Below are 19,476 nucleotides of genomic sequence, written 5' to 3' on the forward strand. Positions count from 1 at the left end.
GGATTCAGTCCCTCGCCAAGCCGAAGCGGGCCATCAGCCCGGGTGAACCCTTGTCGTCCGTCGCCACCGCGGCCGCTCCCGCCGTCACCGTCTCGTACACCGACAGGATGTCCGCGCCGACCGTCGACCAGTCGAAGCGCCGCACATGGGCGCTGCCCCGCTCGCGCAGTTCGGCGAGCCGGCCCGGATCGCCCAGGAGCCGTACCGCCGCCTCGGCCAGCGCGTCGGCGTCCTCGTTGGCGAACAGCTCGCCCGCCGCGCCCTGGTCCAGGACCTGCGCGAACGCGTCGAGGTCGGAGGCGAGGACCGGGGCCCCGGCGGACATGGCCTCGACGAGGATGATGCCGAAGCTCTCCCCGCCGGTGTTGGGGGCGACGTACAGGTCGACGCTGCGCAGGAAGCGGGCCTTGTCCTCGTCGCTGACCATGCCGAGGAACTCCACGCGTGCGCGCAGCTCCTTCGGCAGGCTCTCCACCGCCTCCTTCTCGTCGCCGCGCCCGGCGACCAGCAGCCGGGCCCGCGGCCGCTCCGCGAAGATCTTCGGCAGGGCGCGCATGAGGACGGGCAGGCCCTTGCGGGGCTCGTCGATGCGGCCGACGAAGCCGATGGTGTCGCCCTGCCACTCGGGTCTCGGCTCGGCCCCGGCGAAGAAGTCGACGTCGACGCCGTTGGGGATGACGACCGCGTCCCCGCCGAGGTGCTCGACCAGGGTGCGGCGGGCGTACTCGCTCACCGCGATCCGGGCGCTGATCTTCTCCAGGGCTGCCTGGAGGATCGAGTACGCGGCGATCATCGCGCGGGAGCGCGGGTTGGACGTGTGGAAGGTCGCCACGATGGGGCCCTGCGCCGCCCAGCAGGTCAGCAGGCCCAGCGAGGGCGAGGTCGGCTCATGGATGTGGATCACGTCGAACTCGCCGTCGTGCAGCCATCTGCGCACGCGCGCGGCACTCAGGAAGCCGAAGTTCAGCCGGGCCACCGAGCCGTTGTACGGCACCGGGACCGCGCGTCCGGCCGAGACGACGTACGGCGGCAGCGGGGTGTCGTCGTCCGCGGGGGCGAGGACGGAGACGTCGTGGCCGAGCCGGATGAAGTACTCGGCGAGGTCGCGGATGTGGAACTGGACGCCGCCCGGCACGTCCCAGGAGTACGGGCAGACGATGCCGATCCTCACCTCTGGTCCCCGTCCGAAGGGCGGGGTTCCAGATCCGCGAGCCAGAGCCGCTGAAGCATGTGCCAGTCCTCCGGGTGGTCGGCGATGCCCGAGGCGAAGGCGTCGGCCAGCGCCTGTGTCATGACGGACGTCCGCTCGGCCCGCGTGCCTGACACCGGTACCTCGATCCGGGGATGCACGCGGCCCTTCATGACGGGCGTCTCGTCGTACCAGAGCGTGACGGGGAGCAGGAGCGCGCCGGTCTGCTGGGCCAGCAGCGCCGGCCCGGCGGGCATCCGGGCCGTGTCGCCGAAGAACTCGACCTCGACGCCGGACGCGGACAGGTCCCGGTCGGCGACCAGGCAGACCAGGCCGCCCTCGCGCAGCCGCCGGGCCAGCGTGCCGAAGGCGGCGCCGCCGCTGTGCGGCAGGACCTCCATGCCGAGGCCCTCGCGGTAGGCGACGAAACGGTCGTAGAGCGTCTCGGGCTTGAGCCGCTCGGCGACCGTGGTGAACGGGATCCGCAGCTCGGTGGTGACCCAGGCGCCGGCCAGGTCCCAGTTGGCCAGGTGCGGCAGGGCCAGGACGACGCCCCGGCCGGTCGCGAGCCCGTCGGTGAGGTGGTGCAGGTCCTTGGGGTCGAAGCCGGCCGCTACGCGCTCGGGGCTCCACGCCGGGAGCCGGAAGGACTCCATCCAGTACCGCAGGTAGGAGCGCATCCCCGCGCGCGAGAGCTCGGCGAGGCGCTCGGGGGTCGCGCCGGGCGCCACGCGCGCGTAGTTGCTCTCCAGCCGGAGTACGCCCTTGCCGCGCTGCTTCCAGGCGAGGTCGGCGATGGTCCGGCCGAGACGCGCCGCGACCGGCTCGGGGAGCTGCTTGACGGTGCTCCAGCCGAGGCCGTACAGCGCGTCGGAGACCTGGTCCCGGGGGTTCACTTGGCGGCCTCGTGCCCCTCGGTCTCGGGCCGGTCCGCCGTGCTCTGCGCCGCCGCGGCGGCCTCCGCCTCGGCCGACTCGCGGCGGACCGTGACGACCCGCTGGATCAGCGTGACCAGGCTGCCGACGGCGACGATCCACAGGGCGACCGGCAGCAGGTACTGGATGCCGGGGACGCCGAACTTGTGCAGTCCGGCGAAGCCGGCCGCGACCAGCGAGACCACCAGCCGCTCGGCCCGCTCGACGAGCCCGTTGACGGCGACCGGCAGTCCGATCGACTCGCCGCGCGCCTTGGTGTAGGACACCACCTGGCCGCTGGCCAGGCAGAAGATCGAGACGGCGCACAGGATGTTGTCGTCGCCGCCGCCCGCGTACCACAGGGCGAAGCCGCCGAAGATCGCGCTGTCGGCGACCCGGTCGAGGGTGGAGTCCAGGAAGGCGCCCCAGCGGCTGGAGCGGCCGAGCTGGCGGGCCATGTTGCCGTCGACGAGGTCGGAGAAGACGAAGAGCGTGATCACGATCGTGCCCCAGAAGAACTCGCCCCGGGGGTAGAAGACCAGCGCGCCCGCGACCACGCCGGCGGTGCCGACGAGCGTGACCGCGTCGGGGCTCACGCCCCGGCGGATGAGAAACGCGGCGAACGGTGTGAGGACACGCGTGAAGAATGCACGCGCGTACTTGTTCAGCATGGCCTTCCCGACGGTCGGTGTGGCCGCGGCCCTGATGGCCTCCGGCTGGCCCATCGTAGCCACGCGCGCGCGTGTGCGACCGTCGGGCACCCGCCCCCGTGTCCTTGGCGGGCACGCGGCCCGGCCGGTCCGCGTGCCCGGCTCCCCCGCCCCCGCCGCCGGCGCTCCATGGCGTCGTCGCGTCGTTCGTATGGACGCGCCGTGACGGGAGTGGAAAGCTCGAAGGACCGCGGGCGTCGCCGGAGCCGCCACCGCACGCGGCGCCGCCGTGTCCGCGCCCCCGATGACCTCACCGTGTACGGGAGGCAATAAATGGGCGACAAGACGAAAGACCACCCCGGGGCCGCCGGCAGGGCTACGGCGGCCGACCACCCCGCGTCCGTACGGAATGTGGTGCTGGTCGGCCACAGCGGTTCGGGCAAGACGACCTTGGTGGAGGCTCTCGCGCTGACGGCGGGAGCGGTGAACCGGGCGGGCCGCGTGGAGGACGGCGGCACCGTCTCCGACTACGACGAGATAGAGCACCGCCAGCAACGGTCGGTGCAGCTCTCCCTGGTGCCGGTCGCATGGGACGGCATCAAGGTCAACATCCTCGACACCCCCGGCTACGCCGACTTCGTCGGGGAACTCAGGGCCGGTCTGCGGGCAGCGGACGCGGCCCTTTTCGTCGTCTCGGCCTCGGACGGCGTGGACGGCTCGACCCGGATGGTGTGGGAGGAGTGCGCGGCCGTCGGCATGCCCCGCGCGATCGTCGTCACGCACCTGGAGGCGGCCCGCGCCGACTTCGAGGAGATGACGCGGATCTGCGCGGAGACCTTCGGCGGCGACGACCCCGACGCCGTGCTCCCGCTCTACCTTCCGCTGCACGGACCGCAGGCGCCGGACGGGCACGCGCCCGTGACCGGCCTGATCGGACTGCTGTCGCAGAAGCTGTTCGACTACAGCACCGGGGAGCGCGCGGAGTCCGAACCCGGCGAGGACCAGCTCCCGCTGATCGAGGAGGCCCGCAACCGGCTGATCGAGGGGATCATCGCCGAGAGCGAGGACGAGACCCTCATGGACCGCTACCTCGGCGGCGAGGAGATCGACGTCAAGACGCTGATCGAGGACCTGGAGCGGGCCGTCGCCCGCGGCACCTTCTTCCCCGTCCTGGCCGCCGCGCCCGCCGCCGAGGGCGCCCGCCAGGGCCTCGGCACGGTCGAACTCCTCGAACTCGTCACCCGGGGCTTCCCGACGCCCCTGGAGCGCGAGGCGCCCCGCGTCACCACCGTCGGCGGCGAGCCGCGCGAGCTGAACCCGTGCGACCCGAACGGGCCGCTGGTCGCGGAGGTCGTGAAGACGTCCTCCGACCCCTACGTCGGACGCGTCTCCCTGGTCCGCGTCTTCTCCGGCACCCTGCACCCCGACGAGACGGTGCACGTCTCCGGGCACGGACTGGCCGACCGCGGCCACGAGGACCACGACGTCGACGAACGCGTCGGCGCGCTCACCGCTCCCTTCGGCAAACAGCAGCGGGCGCTGACGCACTGCATCGCGGGCGACCTCGCGTGCGTGGCGAAGCTGGGCCGCGCGGAGACCGGCGACACCCTCTCCGCCAAGGACGACCCGCTGCTCATGGAGCCCTGGCAGATGCCCGACCCGCTGCTGCCGCTGGCCATCCAGGCGCACAGCAAGCCCGACGAGGACAAGCTCTCCCAGGGCCTGTCGCGGCTGGTCGCCGAGGACCCGACGATGCGGCTCGAACAGAACCAGGACACCCACCAGGTGGTCCTGTGGTGCCTGGGCGAGGCCCACGCGGACGTCGCGCTGGAACGCCTGCGCAACCGCTACGGCGTGCAGGTCGACGTCGTCCCGCACAAAGTGTCCCTGCGGGAGACGTTCGCCGCCCGGTCCGCCGGTCGCGGACGGCACGTCAAACAGTCCGGCGGGCACGGGCAGTACGCCATCTGCGAGATCGAGGTGGAGCCGCTGCCGGGCGGTTCGGGCATCGAGTTCGTCGACAAGGTCGTCGGCGGCGCGGTGCCGCGCCAGTTCATCCCCTCCGTGGAGAAGGGCGTACGGGCGCAGGCCGCCAAGGGCATCGCCGCCGGCCATCCGCTCATCGACGTGCGGGTGACCCTCCTCGACGGCAAGGCGCACTCGGTGGACTCCTCCGACGCCGCGTTCCAGACGGCCGGCGCGCTCGCCCTGCGGGAGGCCGCGTCCGACGCGAAGATCCATCTGCTGGAGCCGGTCGCCGAGGTGACCGTGCTGGTCGGCGACGAGTACGTGGGCCCCGTGATGAGCGATCTGTCCGGCCGGCGCGGCCGGGTGCTCGGCACCGAGCAGACGAGCGGCGGCCGCACACTGGTGCGCGCCGAGGTGCCGGAGATCGAGATCGGCCGGTACGCGGTCGACCTGCGGTCCCTGTCGCACGGCACGGCCCGCTTCCACCGCTCCTACGCCCGGCACGAGCCCATGCCGGCCCAGGTCGCGGAGCGGGTGAGGAAACAGACGCAGACCGCGTGACGCGGTCCGCATGACGAGGCCCAATTCCGCATGACGGGAGCCGCGCCGGGAAAGCTCCCCTCCGGTTCGGCGGGCGGCCACAGGACCCCTTGAGGCCGTCCGCCGACGGACGTCAGCGGCTGGGGATACGCTGATGACCTGATCAACAGGTGTGCGGAGTACGGAAGTCGGGAAGGCCGCAGGAGCGAGACCAGCGGCGAGGGGGCGGGAATGACCGTTGACAGCGGTTACGCGGACATCTTCGGGCCACAGGTGCCGCAGACGGGCGACGGAGGTCAGACGGCGACCTTCGCGCTGGCATCGGCGGCCTACCGGGACAACCCCGTCGAGGACATCAAGAAAGCCGACAACGAATGGCACCAGTCGAAGGTCGACCCGGGCCGCAGCTGGGCCCGCATCTTCCGGCCCAACCTCGGTGAGGCGTTCTCCCAGGCGGTGATCGACCGCATGCTCGGCGTCGGCCGCGCACCCCTCATCCAGTCGTTCGGCGCCGAGCCGCAGGCCGTCGTCGAACACTGCCTGGCCGCCAACCGCATCCGCCGCGAACGCGACCAGAAACTCACCGGCATCATGGTCCTGTTCGGCGTGCTCTTCCTGCCCGGACTGCTGGTCTGGCTGCTCGTCTTCCAACTGCGCACCACCATGGAGAAGGCCGGCGGCCGACGCGTCTCCGGCCTCGCCACCGGCCTGCTCGTCGCCGTCGGCGCACTCGCCGTGATCTTCCTGCTCCGCATGCCCTTCTCGGGCTTCTGGGGCTGGTACGCGCGCGGAGCGGTCGTCGCGCCCGTCATCGGCTGGTTCCTCGCCAAGCGCGTCTGCGAGAGCACCGCCGTCGACCTGCGCGAACGCTGGGCCAGCCTCCTCGCGGGCAGCAGCGTCGGCGCCAAGGTCCCCGAGGCCGTCCCCACCGGCCCCAACCACACCGCCGCCGAACAACTGCGCCAGTCCCTGGCCCGGCTCAGCGCCGAACAGCAGTCCAACTCGGTCTTCTACGCCGGCCCCAAGGGCATACTCGGCATGGGCACCCGCTGGGGCGCCTGGCACCTCGCGGAGGAACTCGTCCCGACCGACCCCAACAAGGGCGTCCACGAGTTCCGCAGCTGGACCGTCATACGAGCCATCCACGACCAGCTCACCGTGCTCAACCGGCAGAGCCTCAAGACCGGCGGCTTCCCGCCGCCCTCCGTCCGGCACTGGATCGTCACCCCCGTCGGCGAGAATGCCGCGGCCGTGGCCCGCCCCGACGGCACCGACGTGGAGGCCTACCAGGTCAAGCCCAAGGCCATCGAGAAGATCTGCGACCAACAGCAGTTCGGCGGCGGCGACCGGCACTACCTCGGCGTCCAATGGCCCCTCTGGGACGGCCAATTGATCATCACCATGCTGATCACCGTGACCGTGCTCCACGAGACCCTGCGCATCGAGGTCACCGGACACGCCCTCGGCCCCGTGAACGGCCTCTTCACCAGCAAGCCCGAAGCACCCAGCAAGCAGGTCGCCAAGACCGTCCGCTTCTGGGAGACCCGGACGGTCAAGCTGCCCCTCGTCACCGCCGACGAGGTCGTACGACTCGCCGCCCGCGCCACCATCAGCTGGTACCCGCCGCTGCTCAAGTGGCTCGGCGGCTCCATCGGCCTCCCCGAGCCCTTCGGCCTGCGCCACGCCTGGGCCGACCAGCCCTGGCGGCACCGCTTCATGGCCGACGACGCGCTGCGCGCCGCCGCACCCGTGCTGCGGGTGGTCCACACCGCCGCGCTCAAGGTCCTCAGGGAACACGACGTCGACGTCGAGAAGTTCAGCTCGCGCTCGTCGGTGCTGAGCGGGGCGGTGCAGGATCTGTCACCGCGGAAGGCTGACACCTACGACGCGTGAGCCTCCGGCGGTGGGGCGGATATGACGTGCGGGTGGGTCTGGGCGCCGCGTGCTGGGGGCTGCCGCCCCCAGGCCCCCGCTTCGGCCCTGAACGGGCCTCGTCCTCAAACTCCCCCAGAGGGGGCGCCCCCGGACGGGCTCTCTTTACTCACGGAGTGGGCCAGGAGTCGGCGAGCATCTTGCGGGTGTCCGCCAGTAGTTGGGGCAGTACGCGTGTGTGGCCCACCACCGGCATGAAGTTCGTGTCCCCGCCCCACCTCGGCACGATGTGCTGATGCAGATGGGCCGCGATGCCCGCGCCCGCCACGGAGCCCTGGTTCATCCCGATGTTGAAACCCTGCGCACCGGACGCGTTCCGCAGAGCCGTCATCGCCTGCTTCGTCAGCTCGCCCAGCTCCGCCGTCTCCGGCCCGGTCAGATCCGTGTAGTCGGCGACATGCCGATAGGGCACGGTCATCAGGTGACCGCCGTTGTACGGGTACAGGTTCAACACCGCGTACACGTGCTCACCGCGCCGGACGATCAACCCGTCCTCGTCGGATTTCGCCGGGATCGAGCAGAAAGGACAGCCGTCGTCGGCCCCCGGACCGGTCGGCTTGTTCTCACCCTGGATGTACGCCATCCGGTGGGGCGTCCACAGGCGCTGGAACGCGTCCCGCGTCCCCACTCCGATCTGCTGCTCCGGCTCACTCGTCATGCAAGGCAGCATATGGCTTCGCCCGATCGCGGCGTGTCGCCGGGGCGGCGGGAAGCCGGTCACCGGCCAAGCTGGGCCCGTGGACGACGACAGCCCCGCGGCCCGCTGGGAGCAGCGCACCGAGATCCCCCTCTTCGTGGCCTCGCTGATCTTCCTCGCGGCCTATGCCACCCGTGTGCTCGCCGTGAGCATGCCGTCCTTCTGGCGTGACGTGTGCGGGTTCGCGCTGCTCGCCCTGTGGCTGCTGTTCGCCGCGGACTACGCCGTGCGCTGGCGGCTCAGCGGCCAGGGCCCGCGCTTCGTCCCCACCCACGTCCTGCACACCGTCGTCGTCATCCTGCCGCTGCTGCGCCCGCTGCGGATCGTCCCGCTCTACGACGTCGTCCAGCGCCGGCGCGGACAGCCCCGGCTGTCGCTGTACGCGCGCGTGGTCGCCTACGCGGGACTGTCCACCGTGCTGCTCGGCTTCTCCGGGGCGCTCGCGGTCTACCAGCAGGAACGGGGGGCGCCCGGCGCGACCATGCGGACGTTCGGGGACGCCGTGTGGTGGGCCGCCGAGACCCTCAGCACGGTCGGCTACGGCGACATCACCCCGGTGACCACCCTCGGCCGGGTGATCGCGACGGGCATGATGGCCGGCGGACTGGCCCTCCTGGGCGCGGTCACGGGCTCGTTCTCGTCCTGGCTGATGCAGACCTTCTCCCGCGAGGGCGACGAGGGAAGGCCCCCGGGGAACTGATCTCCCCGGGGGCCTTCATTCAGTCCGCGCGGGATCAGACCTGCGTCCGCTCCTCGACGACCTTCGCGATCTTCGCGATGGCCTCGTCGAACGGGATGCCGTTCTCCTGCGAGCCGTCGCGGTAGCGGAACGACACGTTGCCCGCGTTCATGTCGTCGTCACCGACGATGATCATGAACGGTGTCTTCTGCTTCTGCGCCGTGCGGATCTTCTTCTGCATACGGTCCGACGAGGAGTCGACCTCGACGCGCAGCCCCTTCTTCTTCGCCTCGGCGGCGAACTTCTCCAGGTACTCCACGTGCGCGTCGCCGACCGGGATGCCGACCGCCTGCACCGGAGCCAGCCACGCCGGGAACGCGCCCGCGTAGTGCTCGAGGAGCACGGCGAAGAACCGCTCGATGGAGCCGAACAGCGCGCGGTGGATCATGACCGGCCGCTGCTTCGCGCCGTCCGCGCCGGTGTACTCCAGGTCGAAGCGCTCCGGCAGGTTGAAGTCCAGCTGGATGGTCGACATCTGCCAGGTGCGGCCGATGGCGTCCTTCGTCTGGACGGAGATCTTCGGGCCGTAGAACGCGGCGCCGCCCGGGTCCGGGACCAGCGGCAGGCCCTGCTTCTCGGCGACCTGGCGCAGCGTCTCGGTCGCCTCCTCCCAGGCCTCGTCGGAGCCGACGAACTTCTCCGGGTCCTTGGTGGACAGTTCCAGGTAGAAGTCGGTCAGGCCGTAGTCGCGCAGCAGGCCGAGGACGAAGGTGAGCGTCTTGTCCAGTTCCTCGGACATCTGCTCACGCGTGCAGTAGATGTGCGCGTCGTCCTGCGTGAAGCCGCGGGCCCGGGTCAGACCGTGCACGACGCCGGACTTCTCGTACCGGTACACGGTCCCGAACTCGAAGAGGCGCAGCGGCAGTTCACGGTACGAACGGCCGCGCGCGTCGAAGATCAGGTTGTGCATCGGGCAGTTCATGGGCTTGAGGTAGTAGTCCACGCCCTCGTCGAGCTGCATGGGCGGGTACATGCCGTCGGCGTACCAGTCCAGGTGCCCGGACGTCTCGAAGAGCTTCCCCTTCGTCGCGTGCGGGGTGTAGACGAACTCGTAGCCCTCCTCCTCGTGCCGGCGGCGCGAGTAGTCCTCCATGACCCGGCGGACGATGCCGCCCTTGGGGTGGAAGACGGCGAGGCCGGAGCCGATCTGCTCCGGGACGGAGAACAGGTCGAGTTCGCTGCCCAGCTTGCGGTGGTCGCGCTTCTCGGCCTCGGCGAGGAAGTCGAGGTGCGCCTTCAGCTCGTCCTTGGACGGCCAGGCGGTGCCGTAGATGCGCTGGAGCATCGGGTTCTTCTCGCTGCCGCGCCAGTATGCGGCGGCGTTGCGCATCAGCTTGAACGCCGGGATGAGGCGGGTGGAGGGCAGGTGGGGACCGCGGCAGAGGTCCTTCCAGCACAGCTCGCCGGTCTTGGCGTCCAGGTTGTCGTAGATCGTCAGCTCGCCGGCGCCGACCTCGACGTCCGCGCCGTCGTCGTGCGACGCGGAGCCCTTGAGGCCGATCAGCTCCAGCTTGTAGGGCTCGTCCGCGAGCTCCTCGCGGGCGGCCTCGTCGGTGACCACGCGGCGGGCGAACTTCTGGCCCCGCTTCTGGATCTCCTGCATCTTCTTCTCGATGGCCTTCAGGTCATCGGGGTGGAAGGGCTTCTCGACGTCGAAGTCGTAGTAGAAGCCGTCCTTGACGGGCGGGCCGATGCCGAGCTTGGCCTCGGGGAAGAGCTCCTGCACGGCCTGCGCCATGACGTGCGCGGTGGAGTGGCGCAGGATGTCGAGGCCGTCCTCGGAGGAGATCTCGACGCCCTCGACGGTCTCGCCGTCCCGGAGCTCGTAGGTGAGATCCCTGAGTTCGCCGGACACGCGGGCGGCGATGACCGAGCGTTCGCCGGCGAAGAGGTCGGCGGCCGTGGTGCCCGTCGTCACCGTGCGCTCTTCCCGCTCGGAATCGCGTTGGATGATCACACGGACGTCTGACACCGGTCTCTCCTGACTGAAGGGGGGCTGCGGCGCCATACCGGGAGCGCGCGCATGACCGGATCGTACCGAGCCGGGCCGCCCGACCGCGAAACGGCTGTCCTCGCGGCCTCTCCCGCGACCCCCGCCGCATCTTCCGCGGTTCAGTCCCCGCGGTTCAGTCCCCGCCGCACGCCTCCTCGAAGAAGGCGGTGATCTCGGCGGTCTCCTGGAGGGACTTCATCAGTCGGTCCCGCTCGGCCTCGTCCACCTGCACGGGGACGACGTCCTGCGCGCCGGTGACCCGGCGGAAGCCGCCCCGGCTCTCCAGCCGCCCCTGCACGCGCACCGGCAGCCCGACGAGGTGGGCCTGCCCGGCGATGCGGTAGTCCTCCTCGTCGAGGGTGAGGCGGACGTGCGGGATCTCCGCGCCGGCGAGCACCCGCAGCCGTACGGTGCCCTCGCCGCGCGGCCCCGATCTGCGCATCCGCACCACGGTGCCGGTGATCCGCACGGGCACGGAGGGCTCCTCGCGCAGATAGCGCGCGCCGGCCTCGCGCAGGACGGGCAGGTCGCCGGGCGAGAACTCGATCGGCTCGGCGTGCGCGGCGCAGTCCGCCGGGACCCCGGCCGCGGGCGCCCAGTCGACGGCGATGCGGGCGCCTTCGGTGCCGCGGACGAGGGCGATCAGCGCCTCGGTCAGCTCCCGGCTGACGCCCGCCTCCACGGCCCCGTCGAAGGCGTCCATGCCGCCGGCGGCGCGCTGGTAGTCGATGGCCTCGCGGACGGCGTACAGGGCCTGGTGGAGGCGGACGGCGAGCGGGCGTCCGGTGTCGACGGGCACGAACGCGGTCAGCCGGCGTCCGCCGGCCGCCGCGCCGACGAGGACGGTCTCCAGGGCGGCGGCGGCCGTACGCCGGTGCCGTGCGCCGTAGTAGCCGGCACGCGCGTGGGTGGCGAGCGCGCCGGCGAGGAGCGTCTGCCGTGCCGCGCCGCGCAGTTGCTCCTCGACGGTCCAGGTGGCGGCGCCGGCCGCGCCGGCGGTCTCGGCGGGCCCGGCCGGGGCGTCGCGCCACCAGCGGATCTCGTCGCTGGGGACGGTCAGCGCGACGAGGACCTCGCGGGCGGCGGGCGTCTGGCTGCGCACGAGCGCCTGGAGGGCCTCGCCGAGCAGGTCGTCGCTGTCGGGGAAGGCGCGGCTCTCGGGCACGAGCAGGCTGGTCCCGGCGGCGGCCGGGCCGGGCGGGGTCCAGCGGCCGTAGCGTCCGGCGGCCCCGCCGCGTCGCTGCCAGCCGTGCCGGCGCAGCAGGGCGGCGAGGACGGCGGGGTCGACCTCGGCGGGCTCGGGCGGGCGGCTCCAGGCGGGCTCGGCGGAACCGTTCCAGCCGGCCTCGGCGGGGTGCGGTCGTACCGGCCGCAGGGGTTCGTCGAGCGGGCGGTGGGTCATGGTCTGCCTCCCGTCCCGACCCTCGTCATGATCTCGCACAGGGCCCGGTCGTCGAAGACGCGCGTGGTCGGTATGCGCACGGTGGTCCGGGTGCGGCCGGTGATCGGGTGCCCGGCCAGGTTGACCCAGTAGCAGCAGTGTCTGAGGTCGAGCCGGTCGTGGCCGGCCCGCAGCCACTGGTCCTGGAACCGGGGGACGATCATCACCACGAGGATCTTGTGCACGGACACCGGTGTGCGCGCGAGCTTCCTCAGGTGGTCGTTGTCGAGCGTGAAGGAGAAGGTGCGGCCGGGCGGGTTCGGCGGGATCTGGTAAGTGGCCTTCAGCTGCACCTTGATGGTCACCTCGTCGTCGACGGTGTGCCCGGGGGCGCTGTGGCTGACGTGCCAGTCGATGCCGTTGTCGGGAAAGGGCTGGGACAGTGAGCAGCCCGCGGCCGCGGCGACCGCGTGCAGGTAGCCCACCTGCAACGTCTCCATGCAGGCGGTGGTGGCGAGTGTGCCGCGCTGGGGGCCCGTGCGTTCGGGCAGCAGCCCGCCCCGTTCGGGCTGCGCTATCGCCATGACCGACAGCCTTTCGTGCCAAGGGGATCCCGCTCGGGGATCCGGGTGAAAGTCCGTTTCGAGCCTCTGAACTGCGATGACCCGTACTCCTGTTGTGTCCGGGCGGCGTACGGCGCAAACAGCCCGGGTATCACCAGACAGGCAGAAGACGGGTCGTCAGCTGCCGTGGGTGAACGAGGGGTTGTGGTGGTATGTCGTGCTGGTACGAGGGCCCTCTGGCCGCCTTCGACACGGAGACGACGGGTGTCGACGTCGAGACCGACCGGATCGTGTCGGCCGCGCTCGTGGTGCAGGACGCGCCCGGCGTCCGGCCGCGGGTGAGCCGCTGGCTGGTCAATCCGGGCGTGCCGGTGCCCGCCGAGGCGACGGCGGTGCACGGGCTGACGGAGGATCATCTGCACCGCAACGGCCGCTGGCCGGCGCCGGTGATGTTCGAGATAGCCGAGCTGCTCGCCGAACAGGCGGCGGCGGGGCGGCCGTTGGTGGTGATGAACGCGCCGTTCGACCTGACGCTGCTCGACCGTGAGCTGCGCAGGCACCGCGCTTCGTCGCTGGGGCACTGGCTGGAGCCGGCGCCGCTGAGGGTGCTGGACCCGCGGGTCCTGGACAAGCATCTGGACCGCTACCGCAAGGGCCGCCGCACGCTGACCGACCTGTGCGCGCACTACGAGGTGGCGCTGGCCGACGCGCATGACGCGGCGGCGGACGCGGTGGCCGCGCTGGAGGTGGTGCGGGCGGTGGGCCGGCGTTTCGCGGCCCGGCTGGAGCGGCTGTCCCCCGCCGAGCTGCACGCGCTCCAGACGGCGTGGCACGCGGCGCAGGCGCGGGGGCTCCAGGCGTGGTTCGCGCGCAGCGGCAGTCCGGAGACGGTGGACACGTCGTGGCCGCTGCGCCCGTCGCTGCCGGCGGCGGCATGAAGAAGGCCGGCCCGCGTGTGCGGACCGGCCTTTCCCGGTGGGCGATACTGGGTTCGAACCAGTGACCTCTTCGGTGTGAACGAAGCGCTCTCCCACTGAGCTAATCGCCCGGGAACGCACTGAACAATACAGGTCCCCGCGGGGTTCGTTCAAACCGCTCGCAGGTACGCGGTCAGGCCGCGCCGCCCGGCGCGCATCATCAGCCGGTGGTTGGCGCGGAAGAGGGGGCGTCCCGGCACGGCGAACCGCCTGAGCAGCGGCTTGGTCACGTCGACGACCTGGTCGTAGCGGGCGAGGGTGCCCGTGCCGTGCGGGGTGACGGTCCAGCGCGCCCAGCCGTCGATGTCGCCGGTCATCGCGATCTCCAGCACCCCGGCCGCCGGTTCGCGCCGCACCTCGCGCGCGGTGAAGGTCATGTCGTACGGGAGGAGGGAGCGGATGCGGATGACGCCGGCGGTGTCGTCGAGCCGGGTCACCTCGCGGACCTGGGGCCACCAGCGCGGGTAGTCCTCGGGGCGCTCCAGGGCGGCGTACACCGCTTCGGGGGGTGCGGGCAGGGGCCACAGGCTGCGGAAGCGGTAGTGGGTCCAGTCCATGGGGCGAGTGTGCCGTGTGTCCGGTACGGGGGTGGGGATCTGAGTACGTCCTGAGTAGCCGCGCTCATGCCGTACGACGTGACGCCGACCACACTCCGAGGCATGACGCACATTCCGCCTCCCGCCGAGGAACTGCGGCTCCTCGATGCCGAGCTGTGGCGACTGGACGCCCGCCGGGCCCAGTTGCTGGCCCGTCGCGCCTGGCTGGTGGCCACGCTCCAGGCGCAGCCGCCGGCGCGGCCGTCCGGACCGCCGTCGGCGAAGCCGCCCGTGTCGCCGTCGGCGGGTCCGGCCGGGGCGCGCCCCGAGGCGACCGCGCCGGGGGTCCAGAACGTCCTGCTGCTGCTCGGCGGGGTTCTGCTCACGATCGCGGCGATGGTGTTCACGCTGGTCAGCTGGGGTCACCTGGGGATCACCGGGCGGTCCGCGGTGCTGGGCACGGTGACGGTGGCCGTGCTGGCCGCGCCGCTGGCTCTGATGCGGCGCGGGCTGCGGTCGACGGCGGAGGCGGTGGCCGGGCTGGGGCTGGCGCTGACGGTGCTGGACGCGTACGCGCTGCACGAGGTCGCCCTCCCGGGCGTGGACGGCGCCGCGTACGCGGCGGTCGCTTCGGCGGCGCTGGCGGGGCTGTGGGCGGGGTACGGGCGTGCTCTCGACGCGCTGCGTCTGCCCCTGCCGGCCTCGCTCGCCGCCGCCCAACTCCCCTTGCTGCTCTGGGCGGTGGCGGCGGGCGCGGATCCGTACGCGGTCGCGGCGGCGCTGCTGGTGACCTCGGGTCTCGACGCGGCGGTGGCGCTGCGCGTGGCCGTGCGTTCCGTGCGGGTCACCGCCGTCGTCGGGACGTGCGGGACGGGTGGCGGGGGCGTTCTGGCGGCCGGCTGGCTGTCGTGGACGGCCGCCGGTCCGAGCGCCGCCGCACGGGCGGCGGCGCTCCTGGTCCTCGGCGCTGCCGTCGCCCTGGGCGTGGCCCGCGTGCTGCCGAAGCCCGCCGCGGTGCGGGAGTCGGCGCTCGTCGGCGGTCTGCTGCTGGTGGCGGCGGCCGGGACGCCGCTGCGGGTGGCGCTGCCCGACGGCTGGGCGGTTCCCGCTCAACTGGCCTGCGCCGTCGTGCTGTTGGCGGTGGCTCGGGGCCGGTTCGCGGAGCCGGTGCGGCAGGGTCTGCTGCGGGCGTCCGCCGTCGTGCACGGCTTGGCGCTGCTGTGGGCCGTGCCGCTGGTCGTGGTCACGCTGCTGGGCCCGCTCGGCCGGGCGGCGAGCCCGTGGTCGGGCGTGCCGTCGGACGCGCGTGCCGCGGTGGCGGGCGACCTGCCGTGGCCGACGCACTCGGTCCAGGCGGTCGTCGTGCTGGCGGCGGTGGCCGTGGCGCTCGTCGTGGCCGGCCGTCGGGAGGCCTGGCGTCCGCAGGCGGTGACCGGTGCGCTGGGCCTGGCGTGGGCGGTGGCGCTGCTCCTGCCCGCGACGCTTCGACTGCCGTACGTGGCGGCCCTGGTGTTCGTGGGCTGCGTGGCGGTGGCCGCGGTCTTCCTCTCCACGCCGTGGCTCGCCCTGGCCACCTCCGTCCATCTCGCCTCGCTCTCCCTGGCGACGCAGTCGGCGACGCTGGCCGTGCTGTCGGCGCTGACCGCGCTGTTGGGCGCGGCCTCACGGCGGCCGGGCTTCGCGCCGTTCACGGCTCCGGCCGCGCTCGGGTACGCGACCGCGCTGGCGTGCGCGACGGGCGCGGCGGCGGACTGGCAGGTCGCGCACACCGCGCTGCTGGTCCTCGTGGTGCCGGTGGCGGCGGCGCTGCTCGCCGCCCGGCCGGGCGGGGGCCCGGCGACCGTGCCCGTCGAGGTGACGGGTGTGGCGGCCGGGGTGCTGGCCGTGGGTCTGGCGGTCGCCGATCCGCCGATGCTGGCGCTGGTGCTCGGGCTGTGCGCGGTGATCGCGGCGGGCACGGCGGTACGCGCCGACCGGCGTGCCGTCGGATACGCGGCGGCCGTCCTGTCCGTGCTGTCGGTGTGGGTGCGGCTCGCCGCGTGGGACGTGACCACCCCGGAGGCGTACGTGCTGCCGGTGAGCGTCCCGGCGCTGCTCGTCGGCGCCTGGCGCCGCCACCGCGAGCCGCGGACGTCGTCCTGGGCGGCGTACGGCCCCGGTCTCGCCGCCACGCTGGCACCGAGTCTCGCGGCGGCCTGGGGCGACACGCAGTGGACGCGTCCGCTGCTGCTGGGCGCGGCGGCCCTGCTGGTCACCCTCCTGGGCGCCCGGCACCGCCTCCAGGCCCCGTTGGTCCTCGGCGGCTCGGTCCTGACCCTGGTCGCGCTGCACGAACTGGCCCCGTACCTCGCCCAGATGGCCGGCGTCCTGCCCCGCTGGGCCCCTCCCGCACTCGCCGGTCTGCTGCTGCTCGCGCTGGGCGCCACCTACGAACAGCGGCTGCGCGACGCACGGCGGGTGCGGGAGGTGCTGGGGCGGATGAACTAGCGCCCCACGACTGAACCAGCGTCCTACGACGGCATCCTGTCGCCGAGGAGTGCGAGGTTCTCGATGGCGGCGAGGCCGTAGAGCGCGGTGTCGTTGGTGGACACCCAGGCGGCCTCGCTGCCCGGCACCAGGGTGGCGGGGCCGGTCAGGCGTTCCGTCCTCCAGGGGGCGGACTCCTTGTAGCCGTCGGAGTTGTAGAACTTGTCCCACGCGCGTGCGGCGAGTTTCGCGTCGCCGGTCTGGACGGCGGCGTAGGCGTCGAGGCGCGAGTGACCCTGGAACAGCAGCAGGGAGCCGAAGTTGGAGCCGTAGCGGGCGGCCTGTTCGGCCTTGGTGGCGTTGAAGTAGCGGCAGTAGTCGAAGTAGGCCTCGTTGAACTTCGGCATGTCGACGAGGTGGATGAGTTCGGCGCACAGTTCGTTGAGGCCGAAGACGGCGGAGAGGTGGGAGACGCCGACGACCGGCTTGTCCGCGACGGCGAACCGGCCCGTGTCGAGGTCGTACAGGCCGCTGCCCTGCACGAAGCCGTTCGGCTGGGCGGCGATGGTCTCCATGGTGGAGAGCACGCGGGCCTTGGCCTTCTCCCACTTGGGGCCCCTGCGCTCCCACTCCGTGAGCCAGGCCGACACCAGACCGCTCCAGTCGGTGCCGAAGCCGATCGACAGCGCGTGCCGGTCGGGCGTGTAGGGCTCGGTGCGGATCTTGCGGATGGGGTCGAGGACGAGGAAGGTCTCGTCGGAGTCGACGTTGGCGTGCATGAGGTCGCCGACGCGTTCGTCGGCGGTGAGGAAATAGTAGTAGCGGCGGTAGGTGGTGTTGGCGATGCGCTGCTGCTTGGCGCTGTCGGCATAGTGCTGGACGCCGTGCCGGGTGCCGAGGCCGGCCCACTGCCCGAGGTGGTAGACGTCGACCTCGCCGGTGTGCCGGGTCATCGCCTCCGCGAAGCGGAAGATGTCGGCGCGTCCGCTGCGCAGGTACGCGAACCAGAGCCACAGGTCGGGCGAGAGCTCGGAGTTGTCCCAGGCATAGCCGCCGATGTCGTACCGCCACTGGTGCCGCACCGTGTCGTAGGTGTGCATGATGTCGCCGTAGTCCCAGTAGCCGTACCAACGGCGCATCTCCACCTGGTCCTTGTAGTAGGTGAAGAGGAAGTCGAGGTGGTCCTCGATCTTCGCCTTGGCCGGTGTGGAGCGGTCCGGCTCGGAGTAGAGGCCCGGGCCGAACACCTTGGCCTTGATGAGCTGCCTGGGCGGGGCGGCGAGCTGCGGCGGCACCCGTACGGTCTCGACCTGGGCGGCGAGCGTCTCGGGGCTGGGGGTGGAGGCGTTGGCCCAGAAGAGGAGTTCGGAGGTACGGGCGATGCCGTAGGGGGTGCCGAAGCCGGGCTCGTAGTCCTCGTAGGTGATGTTGAGGCCTTCGAGCTGCTCGGGGTAGGTGTCCTGGCCCATGCCGTCGTGGTAGAAGCGCAGGTCCATGGGCTGGGCCTCGGGGGACCAGAGCCAGAGGGTGACGTCGGCCTCGTCGGTGTGGGCGTCGCGGACGTCTAGCTGGGAGGGGTGGCTCTCCCAGAAGTCCCTGAGGCCGAACGAGAGCCCGCCGCTCACCCCGCCGACGTATCCGAAGCCCGAGGCGCGACGGCCGCCGCCCGCGGCGATCCAGCCGTGACCCTGCTTGGTGCGCTTGCGCACGGTGAAGCCGTCGGCGGAGAGCTGGGAGAGGGTGTAGTCGCCCCATTCGGGGATGTACTGGAGGCGGGTGGTGACCCGTTGGTCCCAGGTGGCGGGGTCGGGGAGCTTCTGGCCGGCGTACTGGGCCGCCTGGACGGCCGCGCCCGGGTCGCGGCGCAGGCCGGTGATGCCCTTGACGGCTTCGCGCAGCAGGCCGGTGCCCTCGCCGCCGAGGCGGATGTGGCGGTCGTAGGACTGGTCGCGCATCGGGACGGTGAAGCGGACGCCGAGGCCGCGGATGAAGTCGCCCGTCGCCTTGCCGGGCTCCTGCTCTCCGTCGAAGGTGACGGTGTGCACCATGCGGAAGGAGTCGGCGCCGGCGTAGAAGTAGAGGCGGATGGAGAAGGGCAGCCAACTGCGGCTCGCCCTGCGGTGCTTGCCGTCGACACGGACGACCGCGCGGACGGGGCCGTCCTGTTCCACGGTGACCTCGCCGATCGCGCCCTCGAACTGCTCGGTCTTGACCCTGCCCTGGTCGTCGTCCTCGATCTCGGGCTGCCGGATCAGGACGAGGCGGCCGTTCTTGGCGATCTCGGTGGAGCCGCGGGTGACGGACTTGACGAGGGTGGTGGTGCCGGACTTGCCGAACTTCGCGGTGATGACGCCGGTGGAGACGGTGACGCCGCCGCCGCTCCGGTCGACGGTGACCTTCTTCGCGGGCGCGGCGGGGGCGCCGGCGGCGAGGGTGAGCTTGCCGGTGCCCGAACTGACCGCGTGCGCGGTCCACTTCAGGGATCCGTCCGGCCAGTAGGCGATCGGCCAGGACTGCACGGGGACGGCCTGGCCGGCAGCGTCCGTCAGCGCAAAGGTCTGGTCCTCCTGGTACGCGCCCATGGGCCAGGGCACGCCGAGGGTGGAGCCGGGGGCGGCGCCGAGGCCGCCGTCCTCCAGCCAGTCCAGGGTGACCGGGTCGGCGTCGGCGTCCGCGTCCGCGGCTCTCGGGGCGGCCTGCGCGTCCTTCGCCCCTAGCGCCCAGCTGAACTGGGCGGCGGCGCCGGCGACGGCCGCCGCCTTGAGGAGGGACCTGCGGGGGATGGGAGACATGGGGTGCGGCCTTTCCTTTCCGTGCGTGCGGGATGGGGGGTGCGGGTGCGGGTGCGGGTGCGGATGCGGGGTGCGGGGTGCGGGGTGCGGGATGGTGGGTGCGGGGTGCGGGATGGTGGGTGGTCAGGGGCATGACAGA

At 72.3% G+C, this 19,476-nt stretch carries 14 protein-coding genes and 1 tRNA gene; 5 read left to right on the top strand and 10 right to left on the bottom strand.

Features of this window, described 5'->3' with window-relative positions:
• Window positions 1-4: 4 nt before the first annotated feature.
• The 3 genes from ACFYX4_RS19635 to pgsA are packed head-to-tail and all read right to left on the bottom strand — an operon-like array spanning window position 5 to window position 2,828.
• Window positions 5-1,171: a glycosyltransferase family 4 protein gene (locus ACFYX4_RS19635; RefSeq protein WP_389334389.1), complete on the bottom strand. Its 1,167-nt coding sequence runs from the start codon at window positions 1,169-1,171 to the stop codon at window positions 5-7.
• Window positions 1,168-2,085, bottom strand: coding sequence for a phosphatidylinositol mannoside acyltransferase (locus ACFYX4_RS19640; RefSeq protein ID WP_389334393.1), 918 nt, complete (start codon window positions 2,083-2,085; stop codon window positions 1,168-1,170). Before ACFYX4_RS19640 ends, ACFYX4_RS19635 begins: the two co-directional genes overlap by 4 nt.
• Window positions 2,082-2,828, bottom strand: a complete 747-nt coding sequence (gene pgsA, locus ACFYX4_RS19645) for a phosphatidylinositol phosphate synthase (RefSeq protein WP_389335197.1) — start codon at window positions 2,826-2,828, stop codon at window positions 2,082-2,084. The genes ACFYX4_RS19640 and pgsA overlap by 4 nt, the downstream gene beginning before the upstream one ends.
• A gap of 258 nt (window positions 2,829-3,086) precedes the next feature.
• On the opposite strand from pgsA, the gene ACFYX4_RS19650 reads away from it, so the two are divergent.
• Both ACFYX4_RS19650 and ACFYX4_RS19655 read left to right on the top strand, forming a co-directional pair.
• A complete protein-coding gene (locus ACFYX4_RS19650; RefSeq protein ID WP_389334396.1) occupies window positions 3,087-5,282 on the top strand; it encodes an elongation factor G-like protein EF-G2 in 2,196 nt (731 codons plus the stop codon).
• 210 nt (window positions 5,283-5,492) lie between these two features.
• Window positions 5,493-7,154 (top strand): hypothetical protein, encoded by a 1,662-nt coding sequence (locus tag ACFYX4_RS19655; RefSeq protein ID WP_389334399.1) that lies wholly within the window; start codon window positions 5,493-5,495, stop codon window positions 7,152-7,154.
• Window positions 7,155-7,302: 148 nt separating this feature from the next.
• On the opposite strand, the gene ACFYX4_RS19660 is transcribed toward ACFYX4_RS19655, so the two are convergent.
• Window positions 7,303-7,863 (bottom strand): HIT family protein, encoded by a 561-nt coding sequence (locus ACFYX4_RS19660; RefSeq protein WP_389334402.1) that lies wholly within the window; start codon window positions 7,861-7,863, stop codon window positions 7,303-7,305.
• A gap of 67 nt (window positions 7,864-7,930) precedes the next feature.
• Between ACFYX4_RS19660 and ACFYX4_RS19665 the strand changes: the two genes are divergently transcribed.
• Window positions 7,931-8,590 carry a potassium channel family protein gene (locus tag ACFYX4_RS19665; protein ID WP_389334405.1) on the top strand — a complete coding sequence of 220 codons (660 nt, stop codon included), beginning with the start codon at window positions 7,931-7,933 and terminating at the stop codon, window positions 8,588-8,590.
• A gap of 34 nt (window positions 8,591-8,624) precedes the next feature.
• On the opposite strand, the gene thrS is transcribed toward ACFYX4_RS19665, so the two are convergent.
• The 3 genes from thrS to ACFYX4_RS19680 all read right to left on the bottom strand — a co-directional run bounded on the left by thrS (window position 8,625) and on the right by ACFYX4_RS19680 (window position 12,587).
• Window positions 8,625-10,601, bottom strand: coding sequence for a threonine--tRNA ligase (gene thrS, locus ACFYX4_RS19670; protein WP_389334408.1), 1,977 nt, complete (start codon window positions 10,599-10,601; stop codon window positions 8,625-8,627).
• A 154-nt stretch (window positions 10,602-10,755) separates the two neighbouring features.
• Window positions 10,756-12,024 carry a hypothetical protein gene (locus ACFYX4_RS19675; protein ID WP_389334411.1) on the bottom strand — a complete coding sequence of 423 codons (1,269 nt, stop codon included), beginning with the start codon at window positions 12,022-12,024 and terminating at the stop codon, window positions 10,756-10,758.
• Complete coding sequence (locus tag ACFYX4_RS19680; protein ID WP_389334413.1) at window positions 12,021-12,587, bottom strand: DUF4365 domain-containing protein; 567 nt, start codon at window positions 12,585-12,587, stop codon at window positions 12,021-12,023. The genes ACFYX4_RS19675 and ACFYX4_RS19680 overlap by 4 nt, the downstream gene beginning before the upstream one ends.
• A 191-nt stretch (window positions 12,588-12,778) precedes the next feature.
• Here ACFYX4_RS19680 and ACFYX4_RS19685 point away from each other — a divergent pair, with 191 nt between their 5' ends.
• Window positions 12,779-13,504: an exonuclease domain-containing protein gene (locus ACFYX4_RS19685; RefSeq protein ID WP_389334416.1), complete on the top strand. Its 726-nt coding sequence runs from the start codon at window positions 12,779-12,781 to the stop codon at window positions 13,502-13,504.
• Window positions 13,505-13,542: 38 nt separating this feature from the next.
• Here ACFYX4_RS19685 and ACFYX4_RS19690 read toward each other — a convergent pair.
• Together ACFYX4_RS19690 and ACFYX4_RS19695 are read right to left on the bottom strand one after the other, a co-directional pair.
• Window positions 13,543-13,614 (bottom strand) — tRNA-Val (locus tag ACFYX4_RS19690).
• A gap of 39 nt (window positions 13,615-13,653) precedes the next feature.
• On the bottom strand, window positions 13,654-14,100 hold the full coding sequence (locus ACFYX4_RS19695; protein WP_389334419.1) for an SRPBCC family protein: 447 nt from the start codon (window positions 14,098-14,100) through the stop codon (window positions 13,654-13,656).
• A gap of 66 nt (window positions 14,101-14,166) precedes the next feature.
• Between ACFYX4_RS19695 and ACFYX4_RS19700 the strand changes: the two genes are divergently transcribed.
• Entirely contained in the window at window positions 14,167-16,566 is a 2,400-nt protein-coding gene (locus ACFYX4_RS19700; RefSeq protein WP_389334422.1) for an SCO7613 C-terminal domain-containing membrane protein, read from the top strand.
• Between the two features lie 23 nt (window positions 16,567-16,589).
• On the opposite strand, the gene ACFYX4_RS19705 is transcribed toward ACFYX4_RS19700, so the two are convergent.
• Window positions 16,590-19,337 carry a Tat pathway signal sequence domain protein gene (locus tag ACFYX4_RS19705; protein WP_389334425.1) on the bottom strand — a complete coding sequence of 916 codons (2,748 nt, stop codon included), beginning with the start codon at window positions 19,335-19,337 and terminating at the stop codon, window positions 16,590-16,592.
• Window positions 19,338-19,476: the final 139 nt, after the last annotated feature.

Source organism: Streptomyces sp. NPDC002328, assembly GCF_042890065.1.
In the GTDB taxonomy this organism is placed as follows: domain Bacteria; phylum Actinomycetota; class Actinomycetes; order Streptomycetales; family Streptomycetaceae; genus Streptomyces.